The 16,739-nt window shown below is 60.3% G+C and carries 12 protein-coding genes; 3 read left to right on the forward strand and 9 right to left on the reverse strand.

Translation table 11 applies throughout. The annotated features are described in order from the left end of the window. Position 1: 1 nt before the first annotated feature. Positions 2-1,522: an APC family permease gene (locus FHU41_RS04850; protein ID WP_179388472.1), complete on the reverse strand. Its 1,521-nt coding sequence runs from the start codon at positions 1,520-1,522 to the stop codon at positions 2-4. A 254-nt stretch (positions 1,523-1,776) separates the two neighbouring features. On the opposite strand from FHU41_RS04850, the gene FHU41_RS04855 reads away from it, so the two are divergent. After that, on the forward strand, positions 1,777-3,222 hold the full coding sequence (locus tag FHU41_RS04855; RefSeq protein WP_179388473.1) for an aldehyde dehydrogenase family protein: 1,446 nt from the start codon (positions 1,777-1,779) through the stop codon (positions 3,220-3,222). Between the two features lie 10 nt (positions 3,223-3,232). Beyond that, positions 3,233-5,221: a primary-amine oxidase gene (locus FHU41_RS04860; protein WP_179388474.1), complete on the forward strand. Its 1,989-nt coding sequence runs from the start codon at positions 3,233-3,235 to the stop codon at positions 5,219-5,221. 28 nt (positions 5,222-5,249) lie between these two features. Here FHU41_RS04860 and FHU41_RS04865 read toward each other — a convergent pair whose 3' ends face one another. The 5 genes from FHU41_RS04865 to FHU41_RS04885 form a co-directional block, all read right to left on the reverse strand. Then, positions 5,250-5,987, reverse strand: coding sequence for a ThuA domain-containing protein (locus FHU41_RS04865; protein WP_179388475.1), 738 nt, complete (start codon positions 5,985-5,987; stop codon positions 5,250-5,252). Next, a complete protein-coding gene (locus FHU41_RS04870) occupies positions 5,984-7,099 on the reverse strand; it encodes a Gfo/Idh/MocA family protein (RefSeq protein ID WP_179388476.1) in 1,116 nt (371 codons plus the stop codon). The genes FHU41_RS04865 and FHU41_RS04870 overlap by 4 nt, the downstream gene beginning before the upstream one ends. A 226-nt stretch (positions 7,100-7,325) precedes the next feature. After that, complete coding sequence (locus FHU41_RS04875; protein ID WP_179388477.1) at positions 7,326-7,880, reverse strand: GNAT family N-acetyltransferase; 555 nt, start codon at positions 7,878-7,880, stop codon at positions 7,326-7,328. 195 nt (positions 7,881-8,075) lie between these two features. After that, complete coding sequence (gene hpaB / locus FHU41_RS04880) at positions 8,076-9,530, reverse strand: 4-hydroxyphenylacetate 3-monooxygenase, oxygenase component (RefSeq protein WP_179388478.1); 1,455 nt, start codon at positions 9,528-9,530, stop codon at positions 8,076-8,078. A gap of 85 nt (positions 9,531-9,615) precedes the next feature. Then, complete coding sequence (locus FHU41_RS04885; RefSeq protein ID WP_179388479.1) at positions 9,616-10,137, reverse strand: flavin reductase family protein; 522 nt, start codon at positions 10,135-10,137, stop codon at positions 9,616-9,618. Positions 10,138-10,258: 121 nt separating this feature from the next. On the opposite strand from FHU41_RS04885, the gene FHU41_RS04890 reads away from it, so the two are divergent. After that, positions 10,259-10,972: an IclR family transcriptional regulator gene (locus tag FHU41_RS04890; protein WP_179388480.1), complete on the forward strand. Its 714-nt coding sequence runs from the start codon at positions 10,259-10,261 to the stop codon at positions 10,970-10,972. An 18-nt stretch (positions 10,973-10,990) separates the two neighbouring features. Here FHU41_RS04890 and FHU41_RS04895 read toward each other — a convergent pair whose 3' ends face one another. The 3 genes from FHU41_RS04895 to FHU41_RS04905 all read right to left on the reverse strand — a co-directional run bounded on the left by FHU41_RS04895 (position 10,991) and on the right by FHU41_RS04905 (position 16,706). Next, positions 10,991-12,439, reverse strand: coding sequence for an MFS transporter (locus FHU41_RS04895; RefSeq protein ID WP_218846941.1), 1,449 nt, complete (start codon positions 12,437-12,439; stop codon positions 10,991-10,993). A gap of 71 nt (positions 12,440-12,510) precedes the next feature. Further along, positions 12,511-15,537, reverse strand: coding sequence for an AAA family ATPase (locus FHU41_RS04900; protein ID WP_179388481.1), 3,027 nt, complete (start codon positions 15,535-15,537; stop codon positions 12,511-12,513). Beyond that, positions 15,534-16,706, reverse strand: a complete 1,173-nt coding sequence (locus FHU41_RS04905) for an exonuclease SbcCD subunit D (protein ID WP_179388482.1) — start codon at positions 16,704-16,706, stop codon at positions 15,534-15,536. Before FHU41_RS04905 ends, FHU41_RS04900 begins: the two co-directional genes overlap by 4 nt. Positions 16,707-16,739 lie beyond the last annotated feature (33 nt).

Here is a 16,739-nt window from a genome sequence, read left to right on the forward strand (position 1 = left end):
CTCAGCTCAGTGGCTGCTCGGCGGCCGAGTCCGCGGCCGGGTCCTCGGCAACGCGGCTCTCGGCGACGCGATCGAGATCTCGATTCAGCTGCGCATAAAGTTCGGGGCGATGGCGCCTCAGCCACCAGCTGGCCACCGCACCAGCAATCGCCAACAGCGGAAGCAGTAGCGGCAGGAGTGCCACCAGCGCGCTGTCCGAACCGGCTACTAAACCAAAGTTTTGCACCACCAGGAAAACGATGCCGAATAAGCCCAGGGCGCCAAGTCCCGGAGCCACCAAGGTGCGCCAGATCCGCCGATCGCCCTGCCGCCGGAAACTGACCACAATAGCGACGGCGGCCAGCAGTTGCAGGGTCAGAATCCCCAGGGTGCCCAGCCCCGTCATCGAGGCGGTCAGTGCCGCGATCGGATCGAGTCCGAGCACAAAGTAGAGCAAGGCCACTGCTACCGCAAAACAGATCTGCACCAGGCTAGCCAGTTGCGGAACCCCGGAATTGCCCCGGGTCCGGCCTAGCGATCTGGGCAGAATTCCAACTCGGCCGAAGGCAAATAGATACCTGGTGGTGGAGTTGTGCAGCGCCAACAGCGCCGCAAAAAGCGAGACCAAAAGCAACACCATCATGGTTTTCGTAAGCGCATCCCCCAAATAATCATGCGCCAGGCTGAAGACCAGATCTCCGGTAGCCAGATGATCCAGGGCTGCACCTTGGGCTGCTTTCACCCCGGTGGCACTCACAATCGCCCAGCTGGTGAGGGCCGCGAAAACACCAATAAAACTAATCGCCACAAAGGTAGCCCGCGGAATGGTGGTCAACGGCTTCCGAGCTTCCTCGCTGAACAGCCCGGTTGCCTCAAAGCCAATAAAGACATTGGCTGCGAACAACAGACCAAGAGCCGCCGAGCCGGAGAAGACTACCTCGGGTGCGAAGACTTCGAAGCTGAATCCGGTACTGGATAAGACTCGCAGGTCGAAGACCAGCAAGATTGTCACCTCCAGCACCAAACAAACACCTAGTATTTTGGCGGAAACGTCGATCCCCCGGCGGCTGAGCAAGAACACCGCAACGGCGGAAACCAGGCTCCAGAGAATCCAGGGAGTATCCCAGCCGGTGAGGTCCTTCAACACGCTCGCGGTAAAAAAGCCCGAGGTACCCACTGCCCCGGCAACGAAACAGTTGTATCCCAGAAGCGCGATATAACCGGCAATAATGGCTGCCGGTCTGCCCAGTCCCTTCAGCACAAAGGCATAAAAGCCCCCGGCACTGACCAATTGCTTAGACATTTGTGCGTAACCCACCGCGAAAAGCAACAGAATGACCGTGACAATCAGAAACGAAACCGGCATTCCGCCACCGTTGCCGAGCGCAATGCCCAAGGTCGCGATCACCACAATGCCGGTCAACGGGGCGACGGCGGCCAACACCAAGAACACGATGCCCGCAACGCCGAGTGAATTGCGTGCCAAGGTGCCGCCGGGCTCGGTGCCGCTCGAGGGGCTGGCTGAACCGGTGGAAATTGTCATCGTCGTCCATTCTCCAAAGGGGTCTGTCGATGAACGGCGCAAAGGCAAGCCCTCCATCTGCCTCAAGTCTTAGGTGCTTGAAGCCAGAATTGTTGCCACAGGGCGAAGAACTCTTGACCCAAAGCGCAGTTTCGCCTCAGGAGGTGTTCACGCACAGTCAAGGCACCTTCGCCAGCAGACAACAGCATCCGCGCCGGAGCCGACAATACTGAAGGAGGACATCCGAAAGTACGGCATCAGACGAGGAGTGTCAGGTGGCAACGAAGCTCTACATCAGCGGCGAATGGGTCGATGGCGACTCAGCAGCCTTCGAAAGTTATGATCCAGCTCAGGGCAAGGTTTTTGAGCAGGTAGCCCAGGCCTCGACTGGGCAAGTCAATGATGCCGTGACCGCGGCTCGCAGCGCCTTCAATGGATCCGAGTGGCGGGATCTGCTGCCGGTGCAGCGGGCAGCGTTGCTCTTCCGGCTGGCGGATCTGATCGATGCCCACGCCGAGGAACTCGCTATCTTAGAAACCCGCGATCAAGGTCAGCCGCTGGGGGTGTCCCGTGAGGTGAGCGTGCGCGGCTCGGCCGAGCACTTCCGTTACTACGCCGGTTGGGTGACCAAGATCGAAGGCACCACCTCACCCATCTCGTTCCCGCAGACCTTGCATTACACCCGTAAGGAACCGATCGGCGTCAATGCCCTCATTACGCCGTGGAATTTCCCGCTGATGATCCTGGCCTGGAAGCTCGCACCGGCTCTGGCCACCGGGAACACCGTGGTGATCAAGCCCTCCGAGGTCACCTCGTTGAGCAGCGTTCGGCTGGTTGAACTGGCCGCAGAAGCTGGCTTCCCGCCCGGGGTGATCAATCTGGTGACCGGTGGCGGTGAAACCGGAGCATTGCTGAGTGCTCACCCCGGAGTGGATCACCTCTCCTATACGGGTTCGACGGCGGTCGGCAAGTTGATTGCCAAGGCTAGCGCGGAGTCCAATCTCAAGCGGCTCACCCTGGAACTGGGTGGAAAGGCCCCCAGCATTATCGCTGCGGATGCCGATATTGATGCTGCGGTGGCGGGGAATCTCGCCGGCGGCCTTCTCAATAGCGGCCAGGTCTGCGCCGCTTACACCCGCTTTTACGTGGATAAGAAACGTGAACAGGAATTCGTCGAGAAACTGGCTCGCGGGGTATCCGGTATGAAGCTCGGTTCCGGCCTGGATGCGGGCACCGAACTTGGTCCCCTGGTCTCCGAAAAGCATCTGGGTCATGTTCAGCGCCTGGTAGAAACCGGCCGGAAGGAAGGTGCCGAACTTGTCACAGGTGGGCAGCGCGCGGACCGGGATGGTTATTTCTTCCAGCCCACGGTTTTTGCCGGGGTAAGCGATGAGATGTCTATTGTGCACGAGGAAATCTTTGGTCCAGTTCTCTCGGTACTTTCCTACGATGGACCGGATGAGTTGGATTCGCTGATCGCGCGTGCCAATGACACCGAATACGGCTTGGCCGCCACGGTATGGACCAAGGACATCGCCACCTCCCAGCGCCTGGCCAATGGCATCCGAGCGGGTGCTGTGTTCGTCAATATGCCCCCCATTCCCGATATGGCCGCTCCTTGGGGCGGCTACAAGGCCAGCGGCTGGGGCCGGGAAATGGGACCGCAGGCCATCGATGCCTACACTGAGACCAAGGCCGTCTGGCTACACTACGGATACTGAGCGAACCGCTATGGAAAACTGTCACTGTCACTCCGCCACTTCGGTTCAGCCCGGAACGGTTGCGCATCCCTCGGCTCATCCGCATCCGCTCGATCCACTGAGCGCGGTCGAGATCTCGGCTGCGCGCCAAATCTTGCAAGACGCCGGGAAGCTCACCGAGACCAGTCGCTTCCCGCAGGTACTTCCGGTGGAACCGGAAAAGGCGACGGTACTCTCCCACCGCGCGGGAGACGCCGTCGAACGCCGTTTGGTACTGACTGTGCTGGACACCGCAACCGGGGCCGCAGCCGAAGCCGTGGTCTCGGTCAGCGCCGCGGAACTGATTTCCTGGATTCCGCTGAACAGTCATGAACACCCTTATGGACAGCCGCAATACCTCTTCGAGGAATATGATCTGGCTGCCGAAATCGTCAAGGCCGATCCGCAGTGGCAGGCAGCGATGGCCCGGCGCGGGTTGACCGAGCTGGAGAATGCTTTTGCCGCCCCGCTGGCTCCGGGCTCCTTTGGCCGGGCAGACGAGGTGGGCCGGCGGGTGGTCCGCTCGCTAACGTTTATGCGTAACTTTCCAGGGGATAGTCCCTGGGCGCATCCCGTCGAGGGCCTCATTGTGCATATTGACCTCACCGAGCGGCGGGTGATTCGGGTGGAGGACGACGGTGATATTCCTGTGCCTGCGGCCGAGGGGAATTACACCCCGGAATTCACTGGCCCGGCCAGAACCTCACTCAAACCGATCGAAATCAGCCAACCGGAGGGCCCGAGCTTCCAGGTGGATGGGAATCAGGTCAGCTGGGAGAACTGGAAACTGCGCGTCGGCTTCAACGCCAAGGAAGGCTTGGTGCTGAACACCGTGACCTTCCGTGATGGCGAGGAAGATCGCTCGGTGCTTTACCGAGCCTCGGTGCCGGAGATGGTAGTGCCTTACGGTGACACCACTAATACCCGGTTCTGGATCAGTTATTTCGACGCCGGTGAGTACCTGCTGGGCAAGAATGCGAATTCGCTCAAACTGGGATGTGATTGCCTGGGCGTGATTCACTACTTCGACGGTTTTGTCGCCGATGATCACGGCAATCCGGTGAAAATCCCGCAGGTGATCTGCATGCACGAGGAGGATTACGGCATTCTCTGGAAGCACACCGAACCGGGCCAAGACTCCGTGGTGCGGCGGTCCCGGCGATTGGTGATCTCCTACTTTGCCACCATTGGAAACTACGATTACGGCTTTTTCTGGTACTTCTACCTGGATGGAACTATTCAGGTAGAAGCCAAGGCCACCGGCATTGTTTTCGCCGGAGCCACCCTTCCAGGCGTTCCCAATCGGCACGCCCCGGAGGTCGCTCCCGGCGTGATTGCCCCGGTGCATCAGCACTTGTTCTGCGCCCGACTTGATGTCGCTATCGACGGTTTGGAGAACACGGTGGAGGAAGGCGAGGTGGTAGGAATTCCGATGGGGCCCGAGAATCCTTATGGCAATGCCTTCACCCATCGGCGCACCGTTTTAGCCCGGGAGTCCGAGGCGTCCCGGCTGGCCGATACCGCCGTCGGCCGGTCCTGGTACGTGACCAACCCGAACCGACTCAACCGAGTTGGCCAGCCGACGTCGTACCATCTGATTCCGCAGCCCGGACCTACCCTGATGGCTCAGCCGGGTTCTTCGGTGGCCGAGCGTGCCGCCTTCGCTACCAAGCACCTCTGGGTGACTCCATTCGACCCGGCCGAACGCTTCCCGGCCGGTGACTACCCCAATCAGCACGTCGGGGATGGGCTGAAACGCTGGACCGCAGCCGATCGGGACTTGCAGAACACCGATCTAGTGCTCTGGCATGTCTTCGGGCCGACCCACATTCCGCGCACCGAGGATTGGCCGATCATGCCGGTGGACTACTCCGGATTCATGTTCAAGCCCTATGGCTTCCTGGATCAGAACCCAGCTCTGGATTTGCCGGATGGTGCTGCCAAGCACGGTGCTGCCGAGGGCGGCTGCTGCGCGGACTAACTCTCTGAGTTTCTCTCTCGGCTGTTACTCAGCGCCGCTCGAACCAGCCCGTCCCTGGATTGCTGACCTCTGGGATTTGCCGTTCCGTGCTGCTTGGCGCTGCCCAGCGCACCGCATTGGCCAGCACCTTGCGAATCTGCTCCTGCTGATAAACCGGATATTCTTGATCGCCCGGGCTGAAGTAGAAGACCTTGCCTCGACCACGGGTATAGGTCACTCCTGAGCGGAACACCTCGCCGCCCGCGAAGGAACTGATGAAGACCAATTCCTCGGGAGCCGGGATGTCGAAGAATTCACCGTACATCTCCTGCTGGCCGACGATGATCGGCTGCTCGATTCCTTGAGCAATCGGGTGGCTGGGAGCCACCGTCCAAACCAGTTCCCGTTCTGCCTCATTGCGCCAAGCCAGCGAGCAGGTGGTTCCCATCAGTTTTTTGAAGATCTTGGAGAAATGCCCGGAATGCAGCACCAGGATGCCCATCCCCGAGAGTACGTGCTGATGCACGCGCTCGACGACGGCGTCGCTCACCTGGTCATGCGCCAGATGTCCCCACCAGAGCAGCACATCGGTGTTCTGCAGAGCCTCTTCGCTCAAGCCGTGTTCCGGCTCGGCCAGGGTAGCGGTTCGCAGCTCCACCTCGTCACCTAATAAGCCGCTCAGCCCTTCGGCAATGGCACCGTGGATGCCCTCCGGGTAGATCGCAGCGATATCCGGTTGGGTGGTCTCGTGGACGTTCTCGTTCCAAATGGTGACTCGGATACTCATTTGACGCTCCCTTGCTGATCCATCAGAACTTCGCTGCCGGAAGTGGCCGAGGCATAACAGGCATCGATAATGACCGCCCGTTTCAGTCCGATCGAGCCGTCGTGCTCTGCCCAACTGCCCTGATCGCGAACATGGGCGATAAAGGTTTCCACCACGGCTTGGTGATTTCCATTAGCCACCGGGGTCAGCTCGTGGTCTGCCAGCTCCTTGCCCTCGCCGCTGAAAATCTTCACCGGAACATCCGTTTCGTAGTCCACCACTCGCATCTCGGCACCGCCGTCGGTGCCGTAGAGAGTAATGCCAAATTCATCTCCGCTGGCTCGGTATGCTGCCCAGGAGGTCTCCAGGATCAGCGAGGCACCGTTGTCGAAACGGATCAACGCACTCGCCAGATCCTCTACCTCATAGGCTGAATTCACATTCTGACGGGCTGCCCAATCCGAGCCTCCCAGCCCCCGGACACCGAGCTCGGAGTGGGTCACCGCGGATACCGAGTGCACCTCGGGCTCCCCGAGCAGATGCAGAGCGTAGTCCAGCACGTGAACGCCTATGTCGATCAGCGGCCCACCTCCGGACATCTCCTGATTGGTGAACCAACTACCCAAGGAGGGGATGCCTTCCCGGCGCATCCAGAATGCCCGAGCGTGGTACGGACGGCCAAGCTCACCGGCGTCAATCGCTTGCTTGAGCACGGTCACATCGCCGCGACGTCGATGGTTGAAGGCAACTTCGAGCACTCTGCCGGCTCGTCGCGCGGCTTCGGCCATGCTCAGTGCTTCCTCAGCGGTGCGAGCCATCGGCTTCTCACTCAGCACATGAATGCCCGCCTCCAGAGCGGCAACCGCAATCGGAGCGTGCAAGAAGGTAGGTACCGCAACACTGATCACATCAAGCTCACCATCGGCGATCATCTCTTGCCAGGGACCATAAAGACGTTTCAATCCGAAGCTCTCGCCGAGCTTGGCACGAACCTCTTCTTCCATCCCGGCGATGGCGACCAGCTCAACGCCGTCCATCGCCTGATAAGCCTCCATATGTGCCTGGCCAGCCCAACCGATTCCGATGACTCCAGCGCGCAAAGGAGCGCCCAACTCCCGTGCAGAATTCTTCATGCCCTCAACCTCTCGCCCGACCAGCATCCACCGTTGGACTGCCTCGTGTTATAGACAATCATAAGATCGGAGAAAATGGTCAACTTCTGCCTAAAAATCGACAAAAGTTTCCCACTCCCCCAAAAAATCCCCCACCAACACCCCAGTCTCTATACCCAGTTGTCCCACTGGGTGTTAACAGTGGTGCAGATGTTGCTTAAAACGGTGTGCTCCTGCCACTCCAGCATCACTCAGTGGGATAGCTGGGTAAAAAATTGGGGTTGGGGAGGGGAGTTTGGAGGAGGATGCCTTCACCGCCGGTGAATTCGGTGCGCTGAAAACGGGGGCCACGAGCGACCTCGGTAAAACCGAATTCCTGGTGCATGGCCAGCGAGGCCAGGTTTTGGGCATTGGCGAAATACAAAGCCTTAGGACTTCGCTCAGCAATCCACTCCAGTCGGATCTGAGTCAACAGTCGACCGATCCCCCGTCGCCGCCATTTCGAAGGCACGGTACATCCCACCAGGTAGTAGCCCTCAGGTGCCTGGCCGCCGTCGTCGGACAGCCAAGCTACCTCGGAATAACCCAGAATCGAAGCGTACTCCGCGACAAAAATCGCCGAGTTCCCCTTGGAGAGCTTCCGGCTAAAGCCGTCCCGCAAGGATTGCGCCTCGGTACCGCGAACTTGCCCCTCAATCTCTACCAGGGCCTCCACATCACCCTCCCCGACACGGCGAAGCACGACGTCGAGGGCTGGCTCGCGGAGCGAAGGCGCCGCATCGAAGGGAGCGAAAAAACTCATCCGTTTAGCGTACTTCTCAAAAGCAGAACCCGCCGAGTCAAAACACTCAGTGGGTTCCACCGCCCCATCCCCTTGAGAAGTCCAACTGAGTGGGGATGGCTACACCCGCGTCGGAACCGACCCAGAAACCGAACCCGAACCCGACCCCGACCCCGACCCCGACCCCGAGGAAATTCTGAACCAAAAACCTTTAACTCAGTCCTCGCGCTCCAGGAACTCTCGCACTCGAGCCCGCACCGGACCGGCGTCGTAAGAGTTCACCATCGCCCCGGCCATCCGTACCGGATCCCCGAAGAAAAAGTATTCGTAGAGCGCCTGCCGTCCGGAGAAGGAGGAGATCGAGGCATCGTAAGCCAGTTTGAACAGTCGCACTCGCTCGGGACCGGTCAGAGTCTTAGCCTGCAGATACAGCTCGATATCCGGCAGCGCCTCGCTGTGTACATCGGCTTCGCCCGGCAGCGCCATTAGACCGGAGGCGGAGAACTTCCTGATGATCTGGGGGAAACGCTGTGCCACTTTGGGGTACCAGTTACGAGCCGCGTTCAAGGTGCTCCACTTCGGCAGCATCACGCCGTCCTCGCTCGGACTGGCATCAGCTTCTGAGGCACGCATCAGCGCCTTGCCGATCTCCACGGTCTGGATCAGTTCGGAGAGGTCCTCCTGGATGTGCTGGAAGCCGTCAATCCCAATCGAAGCCGCCAGCTCTGAGGCGAGGCCCAGGAAGAACTCGCTCTTAGCAATCGTCCGGGTCACCACCTGATGAGTCATTAAGGCAGCGGCGCCAGTCTCCGAATAGAAAGCATTGCAGAGTTCCGGATGGCCCAACATGAAAATGCGTTCCTTGGGCACAAAGACGTTATCGAAGACCACGACGGAGTCCATCTCCTCGAAGCGTCCGGCCAAGGGCTCATCGTGCAGGCTCTTACCGGTGTAAAGCGAGGAACGGCATAGATAACGCAATCCCGGAGCATCGTTCGGCAGCGCAAAGGCGTAGGAATACGGCGCATCTTCGGGGGTCCCGCGAAGCACGGTGGAGGGGAAGACCAGTAGTTCATCGGCAATCGGGGTGATGCTAGCCAGCATCCGGGCGCCGTGCACCACAATGCCGTCCTCGCGCTCCTCAACGACCCGAGCCGCTAGCTGGCCACCAAGCTGCTCTGAACCGGAGACCGAACGATTGACCTGCGGTGGGATCAGGGTATGCGTGGGCAGCAGATCGTTTTCCCGGCAGAACTCGTAGTAATTGCGGATGTTCTCCCCGAATTGCGGATCAGCTTTAGCAAACCACTTCTCGGCCGACGCCAGGGCGGTCAACGCAGAGTTCATATAGTCGCCGGTGCGGCCCAGGAAACCGTGAGAGTATTCGGCCCAGGTAGAGATTGCGGCCCGGCGGTGCGCCAGATCCTCCTGGCTACGTGGCACCAGGAAGGAGGCGCTGACCCTATCGCCGGTGCTGGGCGAGATGTAGGTCAAGGCGTCCTGGTATTTCGGGTCGTGCTGCATATCGAAGAGCTTGGCGTAACTGCGTGCCACGTTTCTAAACGCCGGATGCTCGGCAATATTTTCGCTCACCACCTCGCCATCAATCACCACGTGCGGTCGCATTGAATTGAGCTTGTCCAGATATTGCTGGCCGGTACGGATCCCCATGGTTCCTACCTTACTGCGCCATTGAGAGCGCGCGACGGCGACCGCTCGTTAGGTAGGCAAGTTCGGTGTCGGTGTCGGTGCGGAGTTAGAGCAAGTCCTCCATACCGAGTTGGCTCTCCGGGATGGTGGTGAACCGGGAATGCGCGAAGGCCAGGGCATCGCCGTTACGGTAGCTGAAATCCACCACCTCGCCGAGATAGAGAGTGTGGTCGCCGCCGTCGTAAGCCGCCCAGGGAGTGCACTCAAAGAAGGCCAGAACATTGGCTAGCCGGGGAGCCACTTGGCCTTCAACCCAGCGTGGTTCGGTGGCTTGTGGGCGACCTGCAAAATGCATAGCCAAACCCTGCTGCTCGGCACCGAGAATATTGACCGTAAAAGGCCGCTCAGCCAATTCATTGTGTGCCTTGGTGCTCCGGGCAATCGAGGCAAGCACGAGCGGGGGCTCCATCGAGACCGAGGTGAAGGAATTAACGGTGATGCCGTGCCGTTTCGAAACACCGTCGAAGGTGACGATAGCAACTCCGGTTGCAAATCTGCCCAGTGAGCCGCGGAAGTGATGTTCGCGTGGACGTATCGTCCTGCTCTGGTATTCAGCTGCGTCCGTCATGCTCTTTGCTCTCTGATCAATAACACTGCAAACCCCCAAAGAATGTTCTAATATCGAACACTATGTGCTAATAATGAATATACCCATTGGCTGAGTCGGATCACAAGAGCTAGGAGCGATCATGGTGGACCCCGAGTCGAAGGCCCCAGCTCACTCGCAAACTCTCTCCCGGGGAATCCGGTTATTAGAAATCCTGGCGCAGGCCGGTACTCCTATGACGATAGCGGAGCTCGCCACTGAACTGGGAGTACACCGCTCTATTGCCTACCGGATCCTCCGTACTTTAGAGGATCACTCGCTCGTATTACGCGATGACGCCGGGCGAGTGACACCGGGTGCTGGGCTGGCGATCCTGGCTCGTTCGGTCTCCCGAGATTTGCAAACCGTGGCTCTTCCCGAACTTCATCGGCTGGCCGAGGAATTAGGGATGACGGCGTTTATCGGCGTCTGGGATCGGCTGGATTGTGTCACCTTGGTCACCGTTGAACCTCCACACACCGGGGCAACCGTGGCACAGCGTCCGGGAACCCGGCACCCGCTCTCACTCGGGGCACCGGGAATAGCCATCCAGTCCGCGATGGATCCGGCACAGTGGAACCGACTAGCTCCCGGACAGCCTTATCGAACCGAGGTCACGGCCGCCCGAGCGGCCGGATATGCACTCAGTCACGATGAGGTCATCCCCGGCTTGAATTCGATGGCGGCCCCGATCCGAATTCCCGGCGGCAAGCCCGCAGCACTTGCTGTGGTTTACATTCGCAGCGAGTTGCCAGAAGCGAAGGTCGGAGCCCGGCTTGCTGAGTCCGCCGACAAGATTTCCACCCTGTTGCGCTGAGCGCCCGGCACTGGCGATTCACACCGCGTCCCGGTTCTTGACCCGCAGGCTGAGCGCAGTCAGCAGCCCCAGGAGCAGCAGAGCCACCGCTGCCCCGACAGGTACCAGAAAAGCTTGGTGGTAGCTCTGGCTCTGCGCCAGCGAGCCGGAGATCGATGAGCCGATGGCGGTTCCCGCCACAATGCCGCTAGCAAGCGCCGTCATCACGGTACCCAGCCAGCGTCGCGGGGCCACCATTCCACCGATACTAAAAATCGTCACCATGGTTGGGCCAACAGGTAAGCCAAGGAGGAACAAGGCAAGCATCATGCCCGGAAGATCGGAAGGCAGCAGCAAAAGTCCTACCAGAGCGGTCATCAAGGTTGCGAGCACCACCCAACGCCAACGCTGAACAAAGGCCCTGGGCCAGAAGGCTACCGAAAGCGCGGCGGCGGCGGAGCTCAAGCCCATCACGGCGTAAAGCAGACCTGCCAGCTCGGAACCGCCTGCTTCGGCACCCACCGTTCCGGTGAAAGCGCTCAAGGAGGTCAAGGTGGAGCCGAAGAAGGTACCCATGCAGACCATACCCAACACCGGAATTGAAACCTTCAGCCAGAGCCAACGATCCCGAGCTTCCTGCAGCCCAGGGGCGATCTTCCCGCCGCGCTGCGCCGAAACGGCTAGTACAGTGCGGTGGACGGCGAAGGCGCTGACCAGCGTGAGGGTCAAGATCGCGGCAATCACGAGCGGTAGCCAGGGTGCGATCAGTGCGGCAACTATGCCTACCAGGGCCGGTCCCAGCACGAAGGTTAGCTCATCCGCGGTGCTCTCATAGGACAGAGCGGTATCCAAAGCGCCGTCCCTACGGGATTCCGGCACCTTGCGAACCAATGCCATCCAACGCACCCTGGCCAGCGGTCCGACCTGAGGTGAACTGGCACCAGCCAGCCAGGCGGAAACCAGAAGCAGGACGGTGGCTGTAGGGGTGAAACCCTCTGCGCTGCCGGCGATCAGGTAGCTCAGAACAATAACAGCGCCCAGCAAAACGGTATTAGCCACAGCGGCGGTGATCAATACCGGCTTCTGCCCGATCCGATCCGCAGCAAAGCCGAGCAAGGGCGCGCCCATTGCGGAACCAATACCGGCAGCTCCGGCCGCAAATCCGCCAATGGCGTAGGAGTGACTGACGGCGGTGACTAGGGTGAGGACACCGACGTTGAGCATAGCGAGTGGCAGCCGGGCAAAAAGCCCCAGCGGGACGAAACCCCAGCCCGAAAGAGCAAGGATGCGGGAGAATCGACCTCCAGAAGGAGCCTCGGAAGGAGAATTATTCCTCGCAATACTGCGGTTTCCGGGAGCTGAACTCGTGGGAAGAACCGCAGGAGAATCTGTGGCGGAGGAGGCGGACTGAGCCGCAGGAGAATCTGATTGAGGGTCTGCAGGAACTACAGTTGGGAATTCCTGAGGCGCCCCTGAGGGTTTAGGCATGGAATTTCTTTCCGGCACGCGTCATAACGTGCATCGTCCCTCCGCCCGATGCACCCGACCCGTTTACCCCTCTATTCTAGCCGATTGAGCGTCCTCATGCTCAGAGTTGAGCCGTGCCGCCCCTTGATCACTTGGAGCTGTAGTGGAATCCGCAATTTCAGCTCCGCGACGTGGCTGACCAGACCGACCACCCGGCCAGCATCGCGCAGACTCTCCAAGGAGGTCATCACCTGGTCGAGGGATTCCTCGTCCAGGCTGCCGAAGCCCTCATCCACAAAAAGCGTATCGATAGGCAGGCCGCCTGACTCCTGGTGAACGACGTCGGCCAAACCCAAGGCAAGAGCCAAGGAAGCCATGAATGACTCTCCCCCGGAAAGCGTGGAGGTATCTCGGCGTTGACCGGTCCAACCGTCAATCACTTCCAGCCCCAGCCCAGACTTACGGTTCCGGCCGGCCAGCGCATCACTATGCTCCAGCGCGTAGCGACCATCGCTCATCACCTGAAGGCGTTCGGTGGCCGCGATAGCCACCTGTTCCAGCCGGGCTGCTAGGACATAGGCGCTCAGGGGCATTTTGTAGTCATTGTGCCCTAGCCCGCGTGCGGTATCCGCTAAGGCGGTCAGCAGTTGAGCCCTCTCACGAGCCGGCGCGATCTCTGCCGCAAAGGAAAGGTATCGCTCGGCCGCGGAAGCGACGCTGCCTTGGCTTGTGCTGGCGAGTCGGTAAGCCAGCTCCGTTTCGTGCAGGCTTTCCCGATGTTCCGCGGCCGCTGCCTCCAGCTCCCTCATACCCTCGGCACCGAGAGGCGTGACCCCGGCGGTTCGCTCGGCGAGCGCGGTTTGTACCTCTTCGGCAGCCATCGCCTGTTCGGCTCGGATGGCAGCCTCCTGATAGCGAGAAATATTCTTCCCAAGTTCTTCGAGCTCTGTGGCATCGCGCCAAGCAGATTCGACCTGCTTCAGATTCTCGAACTCGCTCTCCGAGAGGCGCTCTTGAAAAGCCTGCTCGGCCCGGTGGAACTCCTGTTCGGCCTGGACCTGCGTTTGCAGCACTTCAATGGTTGATCGAAGTTCCGCCTGCTGTTGACTCATGGCTTCCAAGCGAAGCGCAATGGATGGATGCTCCACACGCTCCGTAAGTAGCTTCGACTCACGCTCGGCTATCGTGACGGCCGCGGAGTCGATCAAGGTGTCGAGTTGCAGAATTCGCGAGGCTAGGCTGTGCTCCGCCGCCTGCACACTGCGCAGTTCTTCTCCGGCAGCCTCGCTGCGCAGTTCCAGCTCGGCGCACTTTCGCACCGCTTCCTCGGCCAGCTCCAGCTCTTGTCTCGCCGCCAAATATTGTCCTTGCAGACCTTCGGCGTCTTCGGTCCCGCCCTGGGCCGCGTGGCCTGCTACCTCGGCACGTAGCTTGGCGTGAGCTTCGGCTAGAGCATTTACCTGATGCTCCCCCGCATCCTGGAGTTCACGGGCCTGCTTTTCTTGGGCGGTGATCGACAAGCTCTCCCCCAGCTGAGCCGAGGGCTGCGGATGATCCAGGCTGCCACATACCGGGCAAGGTACTCCTACCTCCAGCTGGGCAGCCAGTTCCCCGGTAACACTGTCTAAACGGGATTGCATAAGAGTCAGCCAGTGCTGTTTGGCAGACAATTGCTCGTCCCGGGCATCGCGTAACTGTTCCTCCAACTCCTCGAGTTCGCCCTGTGCACGTCGATAGGCATCGGCTGCTGCTTGTCTGGCTTGCACAGCCACTAACCGGTCCTTCCGGCTCTCCCTTTGCCCAGCCGCTTCCGCCTGCTCCAGGAGCCCTGCCTCGAGGGTGTTCAGTTCCTCTTGAAGCTCGACGATCCGCAGCCGGAGTTGATCGCGGCGATCTTGCGACTTCGCCCGTTCTGCTTGGTTGGTTTCTTGTTCCAGCAACTGTCGATTGAGTAGTTCCTCCTCGGGCAGTAAGGTCTGCACGACGGCGCGCTCGGCGGAAAGCCGGCTTGCCTCGCCTTCCAGCTCCGCTAAGGACATCGCGCGTAGTGGAAGAGGTAACGTGGTCCGAGCGGGTGTCACTGCGGTTTCGCTCTGCTGCTTGGATTGCAGCGCTAGCCGGACTCGTTTCATTTCACCCGAAAAAGCCTCAGCTCGGCGATGCTGTTCCAAGCGTCTCAGCCTGAGCGCCTGGTCCTCAGCTTCGAGATTCACTTCGGTTTGAGCGGCTTCAACCAGCACCAATGCGTTATGTTTGCGCGCCTGTTCCTGCGCTTTAGTGAAGCGAGATTCTGATTTCTCGGCACGCCGACCGGCTAGCTCCAGGGCTTCCTTTAGCTCCTGATGCTGAGCCTCTTCGGCGGCTATGGCTGCTTCGAAGTCCGGGACATCCCTGGTTTCCTCGCCCCCAGGCTCTTCGGTGGCCTGCCCGTCGACTGCGATGAATTTAGCCGCGGCTTCACGCGCTTGGCGCAGCAGTTCCGCCAGCCGGGCTTCATCGTTCGCTAGTTCCTGTTTTACCGCCGTAGCAGAACGGAGCAATTCCGACTCAACCGCTTTGAACCGTTCGGTACCGAATAGCTGCTGCAGCAGAGTCTGCCGGTCCTCCACTTTGGCTCTCAAAAAAGCCGCGAATTCTCCCTGAGCCAGCATCACCACCTTGGTGAACTGCTCCCGGTTCATGCCTAGTAGCTGACGAATTTGCTCAGAAGCCTCATCGTTCCTGGAGGAAAGCGGTACCCACTCGCCGCCGATCTTCTCCCGGAGCAGGGTATGGGCTTGCTCGGTAACGAGCGAATCATTGCCACCGGTTTTCTTCGGTCGCTGCCAGGAGGGGCTACGAGTCACCTCGAAGTAACGTTTATTGGCGCTAAACTCCAATAGCACGGAGGGCTCCAGCCCTGCCGGGGCGTGGTCGCTGCGCAGGTGGTTACCGCCCTGCCGAGCACCGGGTACGGAGCCAAAGAGCGCGAAGCAAATGGCATCGAGGACGCTCGTCTTTCCCGCGCCGGTCGCGCCGTTGAGCAGGAACAAGCCCTGTTCCCCCAAGCGGTCAAAATCCACCCGTTGACGTTCGGAGAAAGGTCCGAAAGCTTGTATTTCCAGCCGGTGTACCCTCATTCGGAAACCTGTTCCGCGCGTACCGCATCCACCGCATCGTGAAGCGCCTGCCGCTCGGCTTCATTCGCTGGCGCGGCCCGGACGTGTTCCAAGAAACCGGTGCAGATCTCTAAATCGTCACCGGCGGCGGCAATCCGGTCCGCGTAGCTGGACCGGCTGCTGGCGGCCCTGCTCTCGGGTTCGAATTCCAGCACCAAGGTCTGCGCAAAGCGTTCGCGTATTCGATCCATCGCCCGGAGCGGACGCTCCGAATCCGTCAGGGTCACCTGGCAGTAAGCGTCCTCGAAGGAGGCAAAGCGCTGATCTTCGAGGAGCTCCGTGAGAGTTCCGCGCAAAATTGCCAACCCCCGTTCGGCCGGCCAGCTGACTGCCTCAACGGATTGCACGCCGTCCTGGTCAATCTCCAGCAACCAGCCACCCTTATACTGCCCAGCCTCGGAGAAGGAATAAGCCAGTGGCGAGCCGCTATAACGTACCGATGGACTCAGCTGCTGCCTGCCATGGAGATGGCCCAATGCGACATAGTCGAATCCGTCGAAAAGATCGAGTGGCACCGCGCCGATGCCGCCGCTGCGCATTCCGCTCAATTGACGTTCGCTCTCCGAGCTGAGCGCGCCACTGGCGAAGGTGTGCGCCAGCACCAGGGAACGAGTCCCCGGGCGTTCGGCCAGATCGGCACGAATCCGTGCCAAAGCCGCAGCCATAGCGCTCTGGTGGTCCGGTTCGGCCAAGTCCAGCTCATCGGCCACCAATCGAGGCTCCAGATAAGGAACCCCGTAGATCGCCAACTGAGCCGTCGCGGCTCCGGCTTCCAATGGGAACAGCACCGGGCGGGCCAGCTCCTTCGGCTCGGCGCGAATATGCACTCCACCGTGCCCCAGGACCTCCGCCGCAAAGCCGAGCCGCCCCGCAGAGTCGTGGTTTCCGCTGCTCAGCACAATCTGAGCCCCTGCCTCGCGGATTCGCGCCAAGGTGGAGCTGAAAAGCCGCACCGCATCAACCGAGGGCATCGCCCGGTCATAGACATCTCCCGAGATCAGCACCACCTCAACGGCTGATTCTCGCACGGTCGCTAATAGCTGCTCGATGAATCGCTGCTGCGCGCCAAGTAATCCCACGCCGTGGAAGGAACGGCCTAGGTGCCAGTCGGAAGTGTGCAGCAATCGCATGGGAAAAGCCTAAGGGCTGGCGCTGACAATCAG

This window comes from Psychromicrobium silvestre (assembly GCF_013408295.1).
Classification (GTDB): domain Bacteria; phylum Actinomycetota; class Actinomycetes; order Actinomycetales; family Micrococcaceae; genus Renibacterium; species Renibacterium silvestre.